This is a genomic window from Photorhabdus heterorhabditis (assembly GCF_018448905.1).
GTDB classification, from domain to species: domain Bacteria; phylum Pseudomonadota; class Gammaproteobacteria; order Enterobacterales; family Enterobacteriaceae; genus Photorhabdus; species Photorhabdus heterorhabditis.
Genome location: NZ_RCWA01000011.1, coordinates 26186 through 48094, shown reverse-complemented (window position 1 = coordinate 48094; position 21909 = coordinate 26186). Strand labels below are relative to the sequence as shown.

The window sequence follows — 21909 nt, the reverse complement described above, 5'->3', positions numbered from 1 at the left end:
AGCGATACTTCAATCAACAATGGCTTTTTATCGCTTCCAGACAATACGTTCCACTTTCCAATTTTTCAGCACATCATCAGAAGGAATCAAACCTTCAGGGCCATTCCAGTTGCCTGTAAACAAATAACTGACGTTTTTGCTCTGCGGAGATACGCAGATGATCGCTCTCTTTTCTGATTCACTAACCGTATTTCGACAAGCACCAAATGCTTTGTTATAAATCGCCGAGAACGGAGTACCAATCTTTGTTCCCCAGACGGTTTTAACATCTTTATCTAGCACTTCAATACGACTCACTTTTCCATCTGTCTGACCAAACAGCTCTATTTTCAGTTGATCTCCATCCAGTGCTTGAAATACTGTCACCAACTGACCATTCTTAGCCTCCATACCACCACGTAAATGGTACTTCTCATGCAACCCTTTATCTATCTCGTCCTTACTGATTGCTGTCAGACCATTTATTTCCCCAACTCCCTGATCTGAAATTTGTAGTGAGTGACCAAACCAACTAAAAGGCGATAAACCTGACCATGAAAAACTAGATGACCCCGCACAACCGGCTAGTAATAGCGAACTACCCATTATGACAAAACGTAATCCTGATAAAATGTTAGCTAAAGAAAACTCCTGCATAACTGACTCCTTTTGATTAGATACAGGGATGGCTACTGAGACATCACACCTGATTGTTAGTTTCAGAGAGCACAAAAAGTTTGCACACATTAATGACAATAAGTGAATATTATCTTGATTAAATATCACTTCGCGGTATTCTGCTTTCCCGCTAAAAAACCATTTTTATTACAAGGTCAATATGATGAGAAAAACATTTGTAACCACCGCCTTAATTGCTCTATTCAGTGCGCCATTAATGGCTCAAACCACATATATGCAATCTGGTGGCTTTTCCGGCCCAGATGCTACACAGCCTCAAACTCAGACAGCCCCACAAGAAGGTGGTTTTGTCGATAACAATGTAAAAATTTCGACCACTGAGCAAGTTAAAAATATGTGGGATGACAGTTGGGTCGTGCTGGAAGGAAATATCGAATCCCGCATCCGTGGTGATCACTTCATATTCCGTGATAGTGCAGGAGTCATTGAAGTCGAAATTGATCATAAATATTGGAATGGTCAAACAATAACACCTCAGGATAAAGTCCGCCTCGAAGGCGAGGTCGATAAAGAGTGGAGTTCCACGACAGTTGATGTGAAGAAACTAATCAAATTGCACTAATGATTTGTGGCTGAATGGCACTCATTCAGCCGCATGACTCAACTTAATATTCCTGATCAATAATCAGACACTTGCTGAAAACAACACTCTCCTGATGACGATCTTCATATTCCAACTTTTCACACATATAGAGAGTGGCATCATTATCCTCGGGAACAATGAAAATTATTTTTGGGCAACCACGGGCTATCAGTTTCTTTTCCAACCGGGAAATCAATGCATTTGCAATTCCCCGCCCACGAAACTCAGGATGAACCCCCAGATAATAAGCCGAACCCCGGTGGCCATCATACCCCCCCATAATAGTCCCAACCACTTCACCAGCCACTTCCGCGACTAAAAACAGGTCAGGATCATGAGTCAACTTACGCTCAATATCCATTTCAGGATCAACACCAGGATTAAGTAAATCGCAGCGTTCCCATAAGGTGATCACTGCTTCAAAATCATCTTGTCGAAATACCCGAATTTCCATCCCTAACCAACCTGTTCTTATTGAAATAACAATTTTCTCATTATCTCCGCTTTAATCCCGGAATCAATACGAAAATGCGTTCTCTATCACCAATAGGTATAATATGGTAATCATCCCATTACAATGAGAAAAGGGTAGTGAACATACCAAACGTTAATCAAATTAAATCTTTCTTCCTTTCATTACAGGATAAAATTTGCCAGCAACTGGAACAAGCAGATGGTACAGCGAAATTTACAGAACAAAGCTGGCAACGGGAAGAAGGTGGAGGAGGCCGTAGTCGAATCATGAGAGAAGGTACTGTATTCGAACAAGCAGGCGCTAATTTTTCCCACGTATCAGGAACCATGCTTCCTTTATCAGCAACAGCCCATCGCCCCGAATTAGCTGGTCGTAGTTATCAAGCAATGGGGGTCTCAGTGGTTATTCATCCTTTAAATCCATATATACCAACCAGCCATGCCAACATCCGGTTTTTTATTGCAGAAAAAGAAGGTGAATCTCCAGTATGGTGGTTCGGAGGCGGTTTTGATTTAACACCTTATTATGGTTTTGAGGAAGATGCTATTCACTGGCATACTACCGCCAGAAATATATGCCAGCTATATGGCGAAGATATTTACTCAAAATATAAAAAATGGTGTGATGATTATTTCTATATTAAACATCGTAATGAAGCTCGTGGGATTGGCGGCTTATTTTATGATGACTTAAATACCCCTAACTTTGAATATTGTTTTAACTTTACTCAAGATATAGGTAAGGGCTTTCTTGATGCTTATCTACCTATTGTGGAAAAAAGGAAAACTCTATTATGGGGTGAGCGTGAACGACAATTTCAACTATATCGCCGTGGTCGCTATGTAGAATTTAACTTAGTTTGGGATAGAGGAACTTTATTCGGACTACAAAGCGGTGGACGGACAGAGTCTATTTTAATGTCCATGCCACCCTTAGTACGCTGGGAATATGATTATCACCCTGAACCAGGATCTGCGGAAGCTTCTTTGTATATTGACTTTCTTCCAGTAAAAAGCTGGATATGATTTTTATTATGTTAGGAATATTACACTCAATTATTCCTAACTATTTATGTTTTTAATATAGCCAATACAAAAATCCCCTATACAACAAATACAACATCTTGTTAACAACCCCTTAACATAAAAGAAGCATGTTGGCCCTGATGACTATCTGCTGGAAACGTGTTTAATATGAAACCGTACTTAAAGAGTACCTCTTATTAAAAATCTAATAATTTATTCCAGGAGATATTTTATGCAAATACAAAACAATAACTACAAGGGTTTAATACCACCGTACATTCTTCAAAATATTTATAATAATGACAATGAAAAAAATAAAGTATTAATGACATTAAATCATACTAAGAGTTTAATGTTGGAAAGTGTTATTAAAACACCATCTTCTACCAATGAAGTTACCAGCTCGACTTTACATCGTTCTATTTACGATGCAGAAAATAAACGCAGGTTACCAGGAACTTTAGTACGAGATGAAGGAGATCCAGATAACGGTGATAAATCAGTTGATAACGCATATAAATATTTAGAAGCAACTTACAATTTCTATAAAGAAGTTCTTAATCGCAATTCATTAGATGACAAAGGAATGAAGTTGATTGCCACTGTGCATTATGGAGAAGAATATATGAATGCATTCTGGGGCAATGGACAAATGGTGTTTGGTGATGGTGACGGCAAGCTTTTCAATGATTTCACCACATCTATTGATGTAATCGGCCATGAATTATCTCATGGTGTTATCGAAAAAACAGCCGACTTGGTTTATTTCTTCCAGTCCGGCTCATTGAATGAATCAATAGCAGATGTCTTCGGCTCATTGGTGAAACAATATTATCTGAAACAAAAAGCTGATGAAGCAAATTGGGTTGTAGGGGAGGGTTTACTGGGCAAAGACGTTAAAGGTGTAGGGATTCGTTCATTGAAAGAACCCGGCAAAGCATATGATGATCCTATCCTTGGTAAAGATCCACAACCGGGCCATATGGATAATTATAAAGAAATGCCGATTTATAATGATAATGGTGGTGTTCATATTAACTCAGGTATTCCTAATAAAGCCTTCTATAATCTGGCAATAAAATTAGGTGGATATGCCTGGGAGAAAGCAGGAAAGATATGGTACAACACATTGTTGGATAAAAATCTTTCACGTGATGCTAACTTCTCATCCTTTGCTAAATTAACAATTAAACATGCTCGCGAGTTATTTGATGAGGATGTTGAAAAAGCAACTATTGATAGCTGGAAAGAAGTAGGTGTTAAAGTAGAAGATAAAGTAGAAGATAAAGTTTAATCTATCAACATATCGCTGGTTTAATACCAGCGATATTTTATTATTTGTAATACCTGACCTAATAAAAAAGATATCTAATGAAAGATGTTAAAATTGTTAACGCCGAATTTCACGCTATACTGTAGAGATGTGAAAAATAACCGTGCAAAACTGGTATATCATGAATAATAAAACCTTCGAATTCACAGCTGCCAAACTCACAACTGATAGTAAAATCACGATTTCCCTGCAAGGAGGATTTGCGGTTACACCCGGTCTTAGCCAAGATAAAACAGTGAATTTAAAATCATTGTCTCCGCACCAAAAGCAATTATTTCTTCAAGCCATAGAACAAGATTTTTCTAATGCTATGCCATCATCACCTAATCCTGACCAACATTATTATCTGCTCCATATCGTCACTGGAAATGAAGAGCACTACCTGACCCTTCCAGAGTCAGATGCACCAGAAATAATTACTCAGATATGGGATGCTCATAAAAAGGGTGGTTAATACCACCCCTCCATTTTAGAATTAACGCTTTTTTAAGTGAGTCATCAGACGTTTACGTTTACGCATCTGGTTTGGTGTTAAAGTATTGCGTTTGTCTGCATACGGGTTTGCTCCTTCTTTAAACTGAATCCGAATTGGTGTCCCCATCACTTTCAGCGACCGGCGGAAATAGTTCATCAGATAACGCTTATAAGAATCAGACAAACCAGTGACCTGATTACCGTGGATCACAACGATTGGTGGATTATAACCACCAGCATGTGCGTATTTCATTTTTACCCGGCGACCACGGATCATTGGCGGCTGATGATCTTCTTCAGCCATACGCATAATGCGGGTTAATAATGAGGTACTTACACGGCGAGTCGCGCAGTCATAAGCCTCAAGAATCGAGTCAAACAAATTCCCCACACCACTACCATGCAAAGCAGAAATAAAATGTACTCTGGCGAAATCAACAAAACCAAGACGATAATCAAGCATCTCTTTCACTTGCTCTTTATCTTCCTGTGACATGCCATCCCATTTATTGACCGCAATCACTAACGAGCGCCCGCTGTTAAGTATAAAACCCAGCAACGACAAATCCTGATCAGAAATGCCTTCACGGGCATCAATCACCAGTAACACAACGTTTGCATCCTCAATCGCCTTAAGCGTTTTGATTACTGAGAATTTCTCAACTATTTCAGTAACCTTACCCCGCTTACGCACACCGGCGGTATCAATCAAGACATATTCGCGACCATCACGTTCCATTGGAATATAAATGCTGTCACGGGTGGTACCCGGCATGTCATAAACCACAACCCTCTCTTCACCTAAGATACGGTTAGTCAACGTAGATTTCCCTACGTTTGGCCTGCCGACAATTGCTAATTTCAATGGCAGAGTTGATGGATCAAAATCATCTTCCTCTTCTTCTACCATCTCAGACTCATTCTGTTCCTGTTCAGCCCAATATGCTGCGTTCGCTTCTTCTTCGGTCAGCTCAACCTCTTCTTCCCCATCCTTACCGGAGAAAGGTAGCAATACCCGTTCGATAAGCTGGGTTACACCACGGCCATGAGAAGCAGCAATGGAATATATATCACCTAATCCGAGTGAATAAAATTCAGCAATGGATGTATCGATATCAATCCCATCGGTTTTATTTGCAACCAAGAAAGTCGCTTTTTCACGGCTACGCAGATGTTTTGCTATAGCGTGGTCTGCTGGCATTAATCCAGCACGGGCATCTACCATAAACAGAACAATATCGGCTTCTTCAATCGCCATCAAAGATTGTGCTGCCATATGTGTTTCAACACCATCTTCGGTGCCATCGATACCGCCAGTATCAATGATGATAAATTCCTGCCCTTCGACCTCCGCTCGACCATATTTACGGTCGCGGGTCAGACCTGGAAAATCCGCTACCAGCGCATCTCTTGTACGGGTTAAACGGTTAAATAATGTGGACTTACCCACATTTGGGCGCCCTACCAGAGCGACGACAGGTATCATTTGTTGATGCCTCATGACTTAAATTTGAAATCAGTATTTTGCTGCTTATGGTTTTAGTCGCAACAAAACACTAAAAAGACGAAACGGCTCCTGGTCTTTTCAGGAGCCGTGGAACGATAACAACTCTTTATGCTACTTCAGATAAATAGATAGTAAAAAATACTCAACGGGTAAACAGATAAACTGTACCGTCTTTCGCCTGTACCATCAGTTTATCGCTGGCAACAACCGGACGACTCATTAAGCCAGAACTATCAACTTTATGCTGAGCAACAAACTTGCCGTCATCCATATTCAACCAATGAAGATAACCTTCACTGTCACCAACAACCAAATAACCATTATACATTTCAGGCGCAGTCAGATTACGGTGCTGTAATTTTGTCTGAGTCCACAGAGTCACACCATCACTTTGACGCAGGCTCATAACACGATCGTTTTGATCAACAATGTAAATATTATCACCAGAAACAACCATCTCGTTCACTGAACCCAAATCGCGTTTCCAGAGAAGCTGACCTGAGCGCATATCAAGCGCCACCAGATTACCATTATATGCTATTGCATATATCACACCCTCAGAAATAACCGGTGTCATATCAACATCATTAAGACGACCGATTTCCGTAGAACTGGTTACCTGGGAGATACGTTGTTGCCAAATCAGTTGCCCCTGAGAAATCAGTACTGCATTGACACGGCCATTATCACCACCTACGATCGCCGCACCATAAGCCACAGCTGGGGCCGACTCACCACGCAATGACAACGATGGCGTGTCCATATTAACGGACCACCGAATTTTACCATCCGACTCACCCAATGCTTGCAACATACCATTGCTGGTATGAATCAATACCAAGCCATCACTCACAACCGGACGCGACAACGCTTCACCAGCAACTTCAGATTCCCAGACAACCTGACCATCCGCCGTATTTAGCGCAATCACTTTCGCACGTTCAGTACCTACATATAAATGATCCCCGGAAACCGTCAGACCACCAGAAAGCAACGCAGGTATACGGGAAGAGAGCAAACCCGCTTTTTCAGCCAGATTTACCGACCATATCTCTTTGCCGCTATCAATTTCCAGCGCCTTAACGATGCCATTACGATCAGCAACATAGACAACAGAGCCCTGCCAGGTTGGTGTCAAATGAGAGTAATAACGACCAACACCATCACCTACAGATTTATCCCAGATAACGCTTGGGTTAAATTGATTTTCAACCTGTGGTAACGGTGACATAGTTACCGTATCCTGCTCACTTGAACAACCAGCTAACAGAACGGAAGTAACCAGACCAACCAAGAGTGTTTTACGCAGTTGCATTGAAAAAAATCCCCTTAGCTGGATAAGTTATTCAATTTAAGATTTAACATCGATTTGATCGCCTGAGGTGAATCTGATCCCAAACCTTTGGTATAGGCTGCACGAGCACCAGCAAGATCACCTTTTTTCAATAGTGCATCACCACGGATATCTTCTGCTACTGCAACCCAACCAGAACCTTTCACCAGCTCCAGTGTTTTCAGTGCAACATCCGCTTTACCTTCTGCCAATTGAACTCTGGCTAAACGAATATTAACCAGAGCCTGCAAATCTTCATTTTTTGTCTGCTCTACCGCTGTAGACAAAAACTGCTCCGCTTTAGCTAACTCATTCTTTTCAACAGCAAGTTTAGCCAGTTGCATATGAGCCATCACGCCATAACTGTTATTCGCTTCACTGGCAAATTTCTCAGCAGCAGCATGACTCTCTTTTACACCGGAAATTAAGCCCCGATTTACTTGCTCAAAAGCTTCCGCACTTGCTTGTAACTGATTTGTTTGATGAGATTGCCAATAACGCCAGCCAATCAGCGCGCCAGCACCCAGGACCAGCCCGAAAAGCATCGCCTTACCATTATTGGCAAAAAAGCGGCGGATCACATCAACTTGTTCATTTTCATTGGTATAGACTTCCACAAAGTCTCTCCTTAGCCTAACAGTTCAGCCAAACGAGCAGCAATTTCGCCTTGCGGCAACGTTTGTTGTTCGCCGGTCCGTAGATCTTTAATGGCTACCTGACCAGAACGTACTTCATCCTCACCAAGGATCAACGCAATTTTAGCGCCGTGTTTATCTGCACGCCCTAGTTGCTTCTTAAAGTTACCTCCGCCATGATTCGTCATCAGGCGTAATTGCGGCAACATATCACGTACCTGTTCAGCCAAAATCAATGCTGCTTGCTGACTGCCTTCGCCGAAAGAAGCCAGATAAACATCTGCAACTGACAGCTCAGCCACAAATGTCGGGTTAGTTTCCTGCACCAACAGAATCAGACGCTCCATTCCCATAGCAAAACCTACTGCCGGAGTCGAACGGCCACCCAGTTGCTCAACCAACCCATCGTATCGGCCACCAGCACAGACAGTCCCCTGAGCACCAAGCGCGGTTGTGACCCATTCAAATACTGTACGGTTATAATAATCCAGACCGCGAACTAAACGCTGATTAATTCGGTATTTGATACCAACTGCATCAAGAAGTGCACACAGGCTGTTAAAATGTTCCTTTGATTCGGCATCAAGATAATTAAACAGTTCCGGCGCATCATTAAGAAGTTGCTGAATTTCAGAATTTTTTGAATCCAAAACACGCAATGGATTGCTGTACATACGACGCTTGCAATCTTCATCCAGCTTATCTTTATGCTGCTCAAGGAAAGCAACCAGCGCTTCGCGGTAGCTGGCGCGCGCTTCCAACGAACCAATAGAGTTCAGTTCAAGCGTTACATGCTCAGAAATACCAAGCTCACGCCACCAGCGGGCAGTCATTAAAATAAGTTCGGCATCAATATCAGGCCCCTGAAGACCAAATACTTCAGCACCTAATTGATAAAATTGACGATAACGGCCTTTTTGTGGGCGCTCATAACGAAACATTGGCCCGATATACCATACGCGCTGTTCCTGATTGTACAGCAGACCATGTTCAATACCCGCACGCACACAGCCTGCGGTATTTTCAGGACGCAGGGTCAAACTTTCACCATTGCGATCATCAAAGGTGTACATTTCCTTTTCAACCACATCAGTCACTTCCCCGATAGCACGTTTAAATAACGGGGTCTGCTCTACAATCGGTGTACGGATTTCACTATAACCATAGCCCGCAAGCACTCGTTTCAAAGTGCTTTCAATACGCTGCCAGATAGCAGTATCTGCTGGCAAGTAGTCATTCATACCACGGATAGCTTGGATATTTTTTGCCACGTTTTATCTCTGTTAATAATTCAAAAATGATGTTGATTATAAAAGCGAATACTGACGAGGTTCAATTGGCAAACCAAACAGCACTAGCTCACGATAACTATGCGCTAGTGTCAGGTTTATTATTTATCTAATTGACTTATGTCTATACGCTTATTTTCATCCAGCATTGATGCCTTAGCACGGATCTTAGCCTCAAGCTGATCGATCATATCAGCATTATTGAGGCGCTCTTTCTGCCGAACCCCATCTTCATAAAAACCGCTTTTCGTCTTAGCACCGGTAACGCCCAAAGTGGAAACTTCCGCCTCACCCGGCCCATTAACCACACAACCAATGATTGAAACATCCATCGGTGTCAATAGATCTTCCAGCCGTTGTTCCAAAGCATTAACTGTACCGATAACATCAAATTCCTGACGAGAACAGGTTGGACAGGCAATAAAATTAATACCACGGGAACGAATACGCAGTGCTTTCAGAATGTCAAAACCGACTTTGACTTCCTCTACCGGATCGGCGGCTAGCGAAATACGTAGGGTATCACCGATACCTTCTGACAGAAGGATTCCCAAACCAATGGCTGATTTTACAGAACCCGCACGAGCGCCACCCGCTTCTGTAATACCAAGATGTAATGGCTGATCGATCTTCTGAGCCAGCAAACGGTAAGCCCCAACCGCCAGAAATACATCAGACGCTTTTACGCTGATTTTGAACTGGTCAAAATTAAGTTTTTCAAGAATATCCACATGACGCATAGCCGATTCCACCAAGGCTTCTGGTGTTGGCTCACCATATTTTTCCTGAATATCCTTTTCCAATGATCCGCCATTCACACCAATACGGATTGGGATACTTTTATCACGGGCAGAAGCCACAACCTCACGGATACGTGCCTCATTACCAATATTACCCGGATTAATACGCAGACAATCAACACCATACTCAGCAACTTTAAGTGCAATACGGTAATCAAAATGAATATCCGCAACCAAAGGAACATTAACTTGCTGCTTAATCAGTTTAAATGCTTCTGCTGCGTCCATCGTTGGTACTGATACCCGGACAATATCAACCCCAACACGTTTCAGCGACTTTATCTGTTTAACCGTTGCTTCCACATCTGTAGTGCGTGTGTTTGTCATTGACTGCACCGCAATGGGTGCATCATCCCCGACTGGCACATTCCCTACATAAATACGCGTAGATTTGCGTCTTTTTATCGGCGATTCATTATGCATACTGGTGTTTCTCCCATACTTCCATGTGCTTACTCATGAAATAACAACTAATGCTGTACTATCAAGGCATTTACCGTGTTTCTGGTACTTTAAAACGCGCAATACGACCAGCTTTAATAAAGCTGCTTAAATCGACAGCCTGCCCCTGGAACTGCACATCCACTGCCGTCGGAGCACCAATAGTTAACTTATAAGGTAATGAACCAGAAAGACTCAGACTATCTCCCTTCCTTTTAGTTCCGCTAAACAGCGTCTTCCCATTAGCATCAACAACCTGTAACCAACAGGATGCCTTGAAATTCATCACCAATTTATCACTACCAGCTACTACCGTTGTTCTATTTTCCACAACATCAGATAGCTGAGCTGTACTCTGATTAGTCGGATTAGTTGGTAATGGGACAGTCTGTGGCTGAGTTTCTGGTGTTTCCACTGCCTGCTTTTGAGTTGATATTACAGGCTGGGTCGCTTTCCCACTATGATTATTCGCTTGCGCTACATTTTCCGTTGGGACAACTGGTGTAGGCGGCTCACCAGCCTGCAACTGTGTTGCCTGCTCGTGATTTCCCGTCGATAAATCCACAGAGTTAGTATCTTGCTGAACAATCTGAGCCGCAGATTGATCAACCATCGAAATCAATTCCTTCTGTTGAGCGGTGTAGTTCTGCCACCACCAGGCTCCAGTCAAACTGATCACCACCAAAATAATTAGCCACGTAATCCGCATTAACCAACTATCGCGCTTTTTACGTTTCTTACCCAATGAAAAACTCTGCATTGGTGAAACTTTTGCTGTTTTTGCTGGAGTATGCTTATCCAAAATTGCCAGAATTTCTGCCTCTGGAATGTGTACCAATTTAGCATAAGAACGAACATAACCACGCAAAAAAGTCGGCGCCATATTAGCGGGTATATTGTCCTCTTCAATATCGCGGATAGTAGAAAGTTTCAAACATAGGCGATCAGCCACAGTCTGCTGAGTTAACCCGTGTTGTTCACGAGCCTGACGCAGGAGGTAACCTGCTGTTAAATGAGCTTGTTCTGGAGTTGTTTCAGTATTCATTAGCAAGAAGATGCAGCACTGTTCAGGTTGTGGAAAACTTCGCGCCGGCTTCTCTTGCGATAATTTTTACATTATGCAACAGCCTGCGCGGCGAAATAGATTTGCTATTTTACTAGCGGCAAATCATTGATAACAAATACGCCTGTCAGCATTGCTCCCGGCAAACAACATTTTGGCTTCTTCATGCTGCCCCTGTTCACAGAGAAAAGCGCTGTAATGATGCAATACCGTATCATTTCCTGGCGCATACTGCATTGCTATTTTATAACGCTGACGAGCAGCTTCCGGCTGGCCGGAATATTGCTCATATAATGCCATACCCAATTGAGCCTGATAATGGTCAGGCTTTGCCCGTAATACTTTATCAAAGTGATATCTGGCAGCCGGCAAATTGCCTTCAGCCAGATAAGCCATTCCCAGTTGAATCCGAGTTTCTGTTGCCACTATTCGCTGTTTATTTCCGTTTGCTGGTTGACTGGAACAACCTGCCAATAATGCGGCAGCAACAATCATTCCCGATAACGTCCTTATCATAACTATCCTCATTGATTAAGGATTCGCAATTATAGCAATAATTTCAGTTACTGTAGTTACTGTATTACAGGACATGCCTGAATTCAGACCGTTCTTACCTGAATAGGTTCACCTGACTGACGTTTTTTCAATGTACGTTTTGTACGATCAATAACATCACCGGCAAGCTGGCCACATGCAGCATCAATATCATCTCCACGGGTCTTACGAACAATGGTTGTGAAACCATACCCCATAAGCACCTTGGCAAAACGGTCGATACGGCTGTTAGAACTGCGACCATATGGCGCACCTGGAAATGGGTTCCATGGGATCAAGTTGATTTTACTCGGTGTATCTTTTAAGCATGCAGCCAATTGGTGTGCCTGCTCCACGCTGTCATTAATCTGATCCAACATGACATATTCCACTGTCACACGCCCTTGGTTGGCATTAGATTTAGTCAAATAACGGCGTACACCGGCAAGGAACTGCTCAATATTATATTTACGGTTGATCGGGACGATATCATCACGAATATCATCTGTCGGCGCATGCAGGGAAATGGCCAAAGCAACATCAATCATATCGCCAAGTTTATCTAACGCAGGCACCACTCCTGATGTCGATAGCGTCACGCGGCGTTTGGACAGACCAAAACCAAAATCATCCATCATGATTTCCATGGCAGGCACTACGTTATTCAGGTTAAGCAGAGGTTCACCCATTCCCATCATAACGACGTTAGTAATCGGACGACGACCACTAGATTTCAGTGAGCCAATAATTTTTGCGGCACGCCAAACCTGCCCAATAATTTCAGAAACCCGCAAATTACGGTTAAACCCTTGCTGAGCAGTTGAGCAAAACTTACACTCCAGTGCACATCCTACCTGAGAAGAGACACACAACGTTGCCCGATCATCTTCTGGGATATAAACCGTTTCAACTTGTTGATCACCAACACTGATAGCCCATTTAATCGTACCATCGGCTGAACGTTGCTCTTCTGCAACTTCAGGCGCACGAATCTCAGCAACCTGCTGCAATTTTGCTCGCAGAGTTTTGTTAATATCCGTCATCTGCTCAAAATCGTCATAGCAGTAGTGATATATCCACTTCATCACTTGATCGGCACGGAAGGGTTTTTCCCCCATATCAACGAAAAACTGACGCATTTGCTTGCGGTCCAGATCAAGTAAGTTAATTTTACCGCTTTTATTTTCTGGAGTTTCAGACACGACAGAAGCAGCAACTTGTGCCACAGTATTTGGTTGGGACATTTCTTACATTGCCTCGTTGTTACACTTTCGGCTCTGCGCTGATGAATTCAACGCGAAGTTTCAATTCGGGTACCACTATCAATTTAGTATAGTGACAAATAATAAACGCCCCGTTGAATTAACAACGGGGCGCGGCATTGTACAAACTTTAATGCAATGATGCTACGGCTAACTGTAAATCAGTTAGCGTGGGCAAATTTCATTTTCAGTGAAGAAATACGCGATTTCACGGTTGGCAGATTCAACAGCATCAGAACCGTGCACCGCATTTTCAGTAAAGCTGTCTGCATAATCAGCGCGCAGAGTACCGGCCAATGCATTATCAGGATTGGTTGCACCCATCAAGTCACGGTGACGCTGTACTGCATTCTCGCCTTCCAATACCTGAACCACAATTGGACCCGAAGTCATGAATTCCACCAGACCATCAAAGAAAGGGCGGCCTTTGTGCTCTGCATAGAAACCTTCAGCCTGTTCACGGGTCAGGTGAAGCATTTTGGCGGCAATGATTTTAAACCCAGCGCTTTCAAAACGGGCATAAATGGACCCGATAGCATTTTTCTTCACAGCATTAGGTTTAATAATAGAAAAAGTACGTTCAACCGTCATGGATAACCTCTTGGCTCTTCTTTCAGCAACAGATAATTTTAATTTTTTATTCCCGATAAAAGTTGATCGGGTAATATTCATTCCCGCAACCCTAGCAGGGATAAAAAGAGGCGTTGATTATAGGGGCACGAAAGACGGTTGCCTACAGAAAACATAACAATTTATTAAATTTTCCTTAGCGAAAATTACCATTTTTTCGTACAAATCACACTTTTAACTGAATCGTTTACTTCAAGATAAAATTCACAGAATCTATCTGCCCTCCCAAATCCAAAACACTAAGCTGATATTTTCCCGGTTGGGTCAATGTCTGCACCAGCGCCTGATTATTTTCTGTGGTCATAATTTGTTCTCCATTTAGGAACCACCATTGCTGACCACTTCCCCCCTGAGTCGTAATACGTAAATCAAGGCTGTCAATACCGGGAAGCCGTTTCAACACATCACCGTTATGAATACCAACAATTAACAAGGGCGCCTGATCTAATTTCAGCGGTGGGCATTGCGGATTAATGGGTGGCAAACGTTGCGCTCGACGCTCCTCCTCAGGCAACCATGACTCGAGAGTAATCGGCCATAAAGCGATATTTTTAGGCTCAGCGTTAAAACAATCAGGAGCGACACGCAACCCTTTTTTATCCACCCATACCTGTTCATTAATGCCCGAAATACCTTCCTGCCCCACAGCAGGCAATGTAGGAGGAACCGTATGATCAAGTATCCAACTCAAACGGCGTTGACGGCAATTACTGTCTCCCTGAGGCAGACTCTGCCCACCTGGCCAACAAATTATTGCCTGACTAACACTTGCCGGGCGTGGATCAGAAGGAATCCATTTAGCGCCATTATGCATATTCGCCAACAACAAGTTATTGATCTGAGTCATTATCGGAATCGCAGTGGCATAACCGAATTGCCCCACAACCGGCGTTCCGTCCGGCCTACCAACCCAAACACCTATAGTATAACGGGCATTTAAACCAATAGCCCAAGCGTCGCGGTAGCCATAGCTGGTACCGGTTTTCCAGGCCAGTGGCACTTGCGCCGGTAATACATCATCAGGTTGTGGACGCCCTTCTCCGGCCATCATCCGCCTGACTATCCATGCTGCCCCCGGAGAAAAAAGTTGTCTGTCACGCAATTTCTGCTGCGGTGTGAATCTCAGAGGAGAAACTTTTCCCTGACGGGCAAACGCGGTGTAAGCCGCCACCAATTGATCCATCCGGGTTGCCGTTCCACCAAGAATCAATGACAAATTGGGTTCGCTACCGGGAGGAAAACGTAAAACGGTTCCCACATTACGCATATTAGCGGTAAACCGTTTAGCACCATATGCTTCAAGTAGTTGTACTGCGGGTAAATTCAACGAGCGGACCAATGCCTCACTGGCACTGACCGGGCCATTAAAACTACTGTCAAAATTTCCCGGACGGTAATAATCAAAGCGGCGAGGCACATCCTGTAAAAGTGACTCCCCATGAATCAGCCCATCATCCAACGCCATGGCATACAAAAATGGTTTCAGCGTTGATCCTGGCGAACGCCATGAACTTATCATATCAACATGACCAAAACGGCTGTCATCCCGGAAATCAAGAGAACCAATATAAGCTTTCACCGCCATATCAGTGTGATCGACCACTAATACCCCGACTGAAGTTTTATCCGATAACTGATACTTCCAATTTACCGCCATATCCTCAAGCTGGCGTTGTAATCCCACATCAATCGTTGTTTTGATGATTTCCTGACGACGACCTTTAGCCATTCGTCTGGCAAGAAGCGGCGCAAGCTGTGGCACCTGCCGAGGCGCTAACCACAATGTTTCTTGCCGAATATCCGCCACTTTCTCTTCCGGCCAGATTTTATACTCTGCCAATCGTTGCAAAACCTTATTACGGGCAGACTGTGCTCGTTCAGGATAACGATCTGGCCTTAAACGGCTGGGTGCCTGTGGCAAAACAGCCAATAAAGCGGCTTCTCCTGAAGAAAGCTCAGATGGCGGTTTTCCCAGATAAGCCCAACTCGCCGCTCCAATTCCTTGCAACGTACCACCAAACGGGGCACGATTCAGATACATTTCAAGAATGTCATCTTTAGAGTAGTGCCACTCAAGCTGTAATGTACGCCCGATTTGTTTCAACTTCCCGCTCAAGGTACGTGAATGCGGATCAATCAACCGGGCAACCTGCATTGACAACGTACTCCCGCCCGACAAAATTTTACCTGCTCGTATATCTTGCCAAGCCGCCCTGACAAGAGAAATCGGGTTAATTCCTGGATGTTGATAGAACCAGCGATCTTCATAAGTCAGTAGTGCCTGAATATATTCCGGTGACACTTGATTCAGTGTTACCGGGTAGCGCCAAACCCCTTCATCATCGGCAAAACGCCAAAGCGGAGTACCATCCTCACTCACGACAATCCGTGCCATTTTGGCTTCACGCAATGGCAAAGGCCAAACTTTATCGGCCAGCCATAGACTCGCCGGGATCAGAAACAACGACAGCACAATCAACCAAATGAGGCGATATGTTTTTTTCATCGATTTGGAATACCTGATAAGAAATCAGCCCTTACGCTTAGGCGTAAGGGCTGGGTTTAGCGGACAACTTCCAATTTTTCAGGGGTAGATCCCACCGCTCGCCAGTAAGGGACATACATAGATTCAACCTGAGGTGCCGGAATCGTGTAGACACCCGGTGTCACCGCACGAGCCAAATACAGCAACGTCACCGGCTGATAGGGATCAACTGCGACCGCTGCCACATACCGATCATCACGATATTCAGTATGACGAATAGTCACCTGCTGCATATCACCAATCAATTCCTGGAGATTAGTAGCACTATCGCTCAAACTGGCACTGCTATTAGCCAGGTTCTGGTTTTCCACTTCTAAACCGGCAGGCAGCAAATCAACAACCAAAGCATCCGGTACTGATTTATCTGAGTTGACCACCAGCTTCACCACTACCATTTCACCACTTCTCAGACGATCAATAGAAACCGGATTACCATTTAGATCTAGATAACTACGCTGGATGTTCAATACATTAGAGTAGGGTTTCGGTGAATATTGTGGATAACCGACGACATTCAAACGAGAATAGAGCGTACTGTTACCACGATTGCTGATATTAACTCCTTGCAGGATCTGCTCTGCATTCATCACCTGATTCCATGATCTGCTGCTGCTCAACGGCGGCACTTGCTGATTAACTACCGCTGCCCATGGTTGTTCCGAAGCATTTATAAAGAAACGCCCTGCCAGATAGAGTGAATTACTCTCCTGAGTTGAAAAATAGTTACGGGATGGCAACTCATCAGACAGCTCCAGCAATTTTTCATCACGATCTTTTGGCAATATATTATTTTCAGTCAACAGCGCGACAATCAGGGCGTTGTCACGGATAGCACTACCGTAATCCCCCAATCCGAACTCATCATGACGATTTTTATTGATTCCCAAGCGAACCGCTTCATCTGCTCTGGTGTTATCACCCATCAGTTTCAGTGCAACTCCCAATTGTACTAATGACAAGCCATTTCCTGCCTGAGAACGGCGTTCATAAACTTGTCTTAGGGCACCTAACGGCGCTTTCTGCTGACTGGCAAGCACCAAACCAGCATAAGCCTGAGCTGAGAACCGCATTGCTTCCTGATTCTGACTGTAGCGATAGTTAATGACATTCTTATCCTGTAAATAACGCAACAGACGGTTATTGGCAGAATTTAGTGCATCATTCGGTACGCTATAGCCTCTCTGACTTGCACGGAACAGAAAATCGGTAGCATAAGCCGTTAACCAATATTCTTCATCTCCGGCCCTATCCCACAAGGCAAATCCACCGTCGTGGCGCTGCATACTTAACAAGTGGATAATCCCCTCATCAATACTCGTCCGACGTTTGCTGTCACTTTCCGTTTTGATACCCAATTTTTTCAATTCTGCTTCATTTGAATAAAGCGATGGATAAAGTCCACTAATAGTCTGCTCAAGACAACCATACGGATAGGCGTACAGTTCTCGGATATAACGCGAAATCTGTAACGGCGGACGGCTGGTTAGTAACAACTGACCTTCGAGCGTTTCTGGCGCTAAACCCGATATTGCATCTAACGGTAACTGCCAATTTTCTCCCTGATGGATAACATCAGCAAACAGCATGGTTTCCGCCGGTTGTGCCGGACGCACTCCAATCTTCCAGCTATTTTTATACTGTTTCAGATTTTCACCCGGTAAATTAAGGCCATCGACTGTCAGGAAAATTTCCCCCTGACCAAAACCACGATCCGCTGTAACAGGAATTTCAACTGTCATACGTTTACCTTTTTCCAAGGTTATTTCCTTGTTGGCAGCACCTTCTAATTTGATCAGACCATCAGTCGTAAAGTTTAAAGTCAGATCTTGCGTCTGTTCAGTCAAATTAGTGAGATCCAGCGATAGCAATGAATGATCACCACCAGCCATAAAGCGCGGTAATGCCATCTGTGTAATCACCGGTGCAACAATGGTAATTTTGCTTTCACCATGACCGAACTCGTTCTCACTCCACGCCTGAGCCATCAGCCTCAATTCACCATTGAAATCAGGAATTGGCAGAACAATCTCCCCTTCTCCTTTTTCATTCAACGCTACGGGCTGTGCCTGTTCAGCAATAATATTGACTTCAGTCAGTGGTTTTCTACCTCCGCGATCAAGCGCATTCTCATCACCATCACCGCCAAAACGCAGATTCGCCAACCGACCATCACCTTCAATCAACTGACCATACACATCATATTGATCGACGCTGTAACGTTTACGACCCAAAAAGACCTGGTAGGGGTCCGGGGTTTTAAAGTTCGTGACATTCAACACCCCGGTATCGACAGCAGAAAGCAACACATTAACCTGTTTAGGCAATGGTTGCCCTGGCTGTGGTGTTGCTTTAACTTTAACGGTCAAATCCTGATTCGGACGCATTTTTTCTGGGGCGGATAGCGTCAAATCCAGTCTACGATTTTCATCAGCCAACGGCAGGTGCAACACGCCAATGGCCCGTTTCGGTGTCGCCTGACGAGATTTATCACCCGGACGTACAACCACGGCAGTCAGATAAAGGTCATGACGACGCCACTCTTTATTGATCGGCACTTCCACATCCAGACCTTGCTCCGGCACATTAATTTCCTGCCACCAGAGCGGCCCTTCACTGGATTCCACCAACAAATAACCTTTGCCCGCCTGTGGTGCAACCATATGCAATTTTACTTTCTCGCCCACCTGATAAGCCGGTTTATCCAGAGACAATTTCACCTGATCAGGACGAACAGCTCCTGTGCCTCCTGTATTGTCCTGCCATGAATAACCGGCCCAGAAATTAACGCTGGTCACTAATTGATTTTCTGGATTAACCACTTCAATACGGTACGAACCCCAATCAACCGGGAAGCTGACTTTTGCCGTACCATCCTGAGCAATCTGGATATGCTCGTCTGCCATCACCAGATCTTTCTGATCATAACCTGATTGCCAACCTTCACCATCCGACCAACGCCAATAATAATCACGACGTTCATAAACCAGACGGGCGGTCAGATCTTTCGCCACATATTTTTTACCATTGGCGTCCGCATAGACCAGCTCAAATTCAGCTAATGAATTTTCATCCACGTTATAACGGCTTTGGTCGCGACCAGTACGATAGTCATAAACCTGTTTCCGACCAAACAATGGACGAATACCAACCAGTTTTTCGGCTGGCCACACAGTTTGCTCAACACGACGTGTAACCGGGCGACCACCAGACTCAAGCAGGCTTGCCTGTACAATCACTTTTACCGGTGATGTGACTGAACTCCAATTTTCCGCCTTAACATCCAGTGCAGTTCCACCATCACTATCCAGAATGAGATCAAACTCATCTAATGTACGACTGAGATTTTCTTCATTGATAGCACCAAATTCATAGCCAGGTAGTTTTGCTACCGCATCACGGTCTGGACGCAGAAATAATTGCCCTTGCAAGCGATTATTCGCCGCAGGGGCACCGTACAAGTAACGGCCTTTAATGGCAAAATCCACATTGTGATTTTTCATCACCGGCTGCAATTCACTGCTAATTTCCAGCGCCATACGCTCTGGCATAAAATCTTCTACATTAAACTTATAGTAACGAAACTTGTTATCACCCAAATCAAAACGTAACGACCAGAGACCGGTATCCGCTGATTGAGGAATAGCGTAGTGATACTGATACAACCCATTTTCAGGTTGCCAGACAAAACTCTGGACTACCTGACCATCCGTTTTCAACACATCAACTTTGACCGGCTGGCTTTTAATTGCACGACCATCACCATCACGCAACAGACCATTCACAATCAAAGTTTCACCGGGGCGATAAAGATCACGAGGCCCAAAGACAAAAAACTGTTTGCTGTACCCTTGTGGACCTGCGATATCAAATTCAGACAGATCCAGCGCGGGTGACGCCAAATCGATCATACTGGTTTGCCCATCACGAGTGGCAAGCAGTAATTTAGCTTTTGCACTTTTCTCCAGACTTGCGTGTCCATCACCATCTGTCATTGTCTTTGACAATAACTGCCCTTTATCATCCAACAAGCGTACTTCCACGCCTTTCAAGCTACTGCCTTGCTCCAGAGATTGGGTAAACACATCCATCTGATCCAGATAACTATGCACAGAAACCCCAACGTCGCTTAACGTGAACATGGTTGCCGGATTGGTATCGGTGTATTTACCCGCCTGTTGCATCACCGCCATATAAACACCATCTTGCTGCAATGCTTTAATGTTATTTAATGGCAATAGCAATTTTTCGCGGGTATTTAACGTTGGATTGAGATCGAAACGACCGGTATAAACCAATTCCGCATATTTAAGAATGTCTTCAGATTCCCAGTCATTTAGGTTATTGCGATATTGCCACTGGGCAATAAAAGAAGGCAGCGCTGTCTCTTTGATCCTGAAAAAATTAACATCAACGTGATTAACATTGAGTGCCAACACAGGTAAACCTTCTGCGACTTTACTTGGCAACAGAGATCCCTTACTGGCAAAACCGACAGAGGGAGAAATCGTCTCTGTTGTCAGAGTTTTCTCATAATCCGCTTCAAGCTGACGCTCATTAATACCTTTAACCCCTTTATCTACGACCAATTGCAACTGACGGGATGGAGGCAAATGACGCAGACGGAGTTCCATCATGTTATCTGACAGTTCCCAAGCACCATCAAGTTTGCCTTCTTTTACATCGACCAAATGGACATTCTGGGCAAAATTTTGATTTGGATCTAACGGAACAGAAAATGTCACCACCATTGCGCTGGCACCATCAAGTTGAAGCTCAGAAGCATCTAAAATTGTCACCTCTTTACCCGCGTAGCGTTTTGCCAACTCAGCCAATGATGCCGCATCTTTCTGTTTTACTAATTTTGGTGGAACATTTGATTGCAGAGATGTTTTTTCGCTTTGAATTTCTGTGGATTGTGATTGAGCGGTTTTATTATTATCAGAACTGTCAGACTGGTCACAACCAGAAAGCACCAGCAAAGAAGCCAAAATCACCGCAAAATAACGCCTTTTTCTTTCTGGCCGATGCCAGAATTGACCTTGATTCATGACCGTAACCCCTATCTTATCCCAACCAATCAGTAATAGGATTTAATGAATAACTTTACAAATCAATACATTAATTTAACGCAAACAGATTAAGTAATATTGCACTATTTGAATAGTGACAATATACAAACATTAAGTTCATATAATAACTCTTTTTTAACGAATTAAATATCATAGAATGCAATAAATATATTTGAATTTATAGCTTTAATCTATGATTAAGAACTCTATATATTTCATAAATGAATAAAATT

17 protein-coding genes are annotated in these 21909 nt (G+C 43.7%); 4 read left to right on the top strand and 13 right to left on the bottom strand.

The genetic code is table 11. The annotated features are described in order from the left end of the window. Positions 1 to 27 precede the first annotated feature (27 nt). Positions 28 to 636: an RpoE-regulated lipoprotein gene (locus tag EAE89_RS09130; protein WP_054479082.1), complete on the bottom strand. Its 609-nt coding sequence runs from the start codon at positions 634 to 636 to the stop codon at positions 28 to 30. 184 nt (positions 637 to 820) lie between these two features. Between EAE89_RS09130 and EAE89_RS09125 the strand changes: the two genes are divergently transcribed. Continuing rightward, positions 821 to 1240, top strand: coding sequence for a YgiW/YdeI family stress tolerance OB fold protein (locus EAE89_RS09125; RefSeq protein WP_214085709.1), 420 nt, complete (start codon positions 821 to 823; stop codon positions 1238 to 1240). 43 nt (positions 1241 to 1283) lie between these two features. On the opposite strand, the gene EAE89_RS09120 is transcribed toward EAE89_RS09125, so the two are convergent. Beyond that, entirely contained in the window at positions 1284 to 1715 is a 432-nt protein-coding gene (locus EAE89_RS09120; RefSeq protein WP_149616448.1) for a GNAT family acetyltransferase, read from the bottom strand. Between the two features lie 137 nt (positions 1716 to 1852). Here EAE89_RS09120 and hemF point away from each other — a divergent pair, with 137 nt between their 5' ends. From hemF to EAE89_RS09105, 3 genes are all read left to right on the top strand, one after another. Further along, complete coding sequence (gene hemF / locus EAE89_RS09115; protein ID WP_054479077.1) at positions 1853 to 2761, top strand: oxygen-dependent coproporphyrinogen oxidase; 909 nt, start codon at positions 1853 to 1855, stop codon at positions 2759 to 2761. A 232-nt stretch (positions 2762 to 2993) separates the two neighbouring features. Then, complete coding sequence (prtS, locus tag EAE89_RS09110) at positions 2994 to 4055, top strand: metalloprotease PrtS (RefSeq protein ID WP_149616447.1); 1062 nt, start codon at positions 2994 to 2996, stop codon at positions 4053 to 4055. Positions 4056 to 4215: 160 nt separating this feature from the next. Continuing rightward, positions 4216 to 4548 (top strand): protealysin inhibitor emfourin, encoded by a 333-nt coding sequence (locus EAE89_RS09105; RefSeq protein WP_054479073.1) that lies wholly within the window; start codon positions 4216 to 4218, stop codon positions 4546 to 4548. Positions 4549 to 4569: 21 nt separating this feature from the next. Here the strand turns inward: EAE89_RS09105 and der are convergent, their stop codons facing one another. From der to EAE89_RS09050, 11 genes are all read right to left on the bottom strand, one after another. Continuing rightward, a complete protein-coding gene (der, locus tag EAE89_RS09100; RefSeq protein WP_054479071.1) occupies positions 4570 to 6054 on the bottom strand; it encodes a ribosome biogenesis GTPase Der in 1485 nt (494 codons plus the stop codon). Positions 6055 to 6217: 163 nt separating this feature from the next. Next, positions 6218 to 7390, bottom strand: coding sequence for an outer membrane protein assembly factor BamB (bamB, locus tag EAE89_RS09095; protein ID WP_054479070.1), 1173 nt, complete (start codon positions 7388 to 7390; stop codon positions 6218 to 6220). A gap of 14 nt (positions 7391 to 7404) precedes the next feature. Continuing rightward, positions 7405 to 8025, bottom strand: coding sequence for a YfgM family protein (locus EAE89_RS09090; protein WP_214085708.1), 621 nt, complete (start codon positions 8023 to 8025; stop codon positions 7405 to 7407). Between the two features lie 11 nt (positions 8026 to 8036). After that, positions 8037 to 9314, bottom strand: a complete 1278-nt coding sequence (hisS, locus tag EAE89_RS09085; RefSeq protein ID WP_054479066.1) for a histidine--tRNA ligase — start codon at positions 9312 to 9314, stop codon at positions 8037 to 8039. A gap of 119 nt (positions 9315 to 9433) precedes the next feature. Next, complete coding sequence (gene ispG / locus EAE89_RS09080) at positions 9434 to 10555, bottom strand: flavodoxin-dependent (E)-4-hydroxy-3-methylbut-2-enyl-diphosphate synthase (protein WP_054479064.1); 1122 nt, start codon at positions 10553 to 10555, stop codon at positions 9434 to 9436. A gap of 70 nt (positions 10556 to 10625) precedes the next feature. After that, the gene (gene rodZ, locus EAE89_RS09075; RefSeq protein ID WP_054479062.1) at positions 10626 to 11618 is read right to left on the bottom strand and encodes a cytoskeleton protein RodZ; all 993 of its coding nucleotides are present in this window, start codon (positions 11616 to 11618) and stop codon (positions 10626 to 10628) included. A 123-nt stretch (positions 11619 to 11741) separates the two neighbouring features. Then, entirely contained in the window at positions 11742 to 12152 is a 411-nt protein-coding gene (locus EAE89_RS09070) for a tetratricopeptide repeat protein (RefSeq protein WP_054479060.1), read from the bottom strand. A gap of 83 nt (positions 12153 to 12235) precedes the next feature. After that, positions 12236 to 13414, bottom strand: coding sequence for a dual-specificity RNA methyltransferase RlmN (rlmN, locus tag EAE89_RS09065; RefSeq protein WP_054479058.1), 1179 nt, complete (start codon positions 13412 to 13414; stop codon positions 12236 to 12238). Between the two features lie 183 nt (positions 13415 to 13597). Beyond that, complete coding sequence (gene ndk, locus EAE89_RS09060) at positions 13598 to 14023, bottom strand: nucleoside-diphosphate kinase (protein ID WP_054479108.1); 426 nt, start codon at positions 14021 to 14023, stop codon at positions 13598 to 13600. A 226-nt stretch (positions 14024 to 14249) separates the two neighbouring features. Next, the gene (gene pbpC / locus EAE89_RS09055; RefSeq protein ID WP_214085707.1) at positions 14250 to 16568 is read right to left on the bottom strand and encodes a peptidoglycan glycosyltransferase PbpC; all 2319 of its coding nucleotides are present in this window, start codon (positions 16566 to 16568) and stop codon (positions 14250 to 14252) included. Positions 16569 to 16624: 56 nt separating this feature from the next. Then, entirely contained in the window at positions 16625 to 21655 is a 5031-nt protein-coding gene (locus EAE89_RS09050; protein ID WP_214085706.1) for an alpha-2-macroglobulin family protein, read from the bottom strand. Between the last annotated feature and the right edge of the window lie 254 nt (positions 21656 to 21909).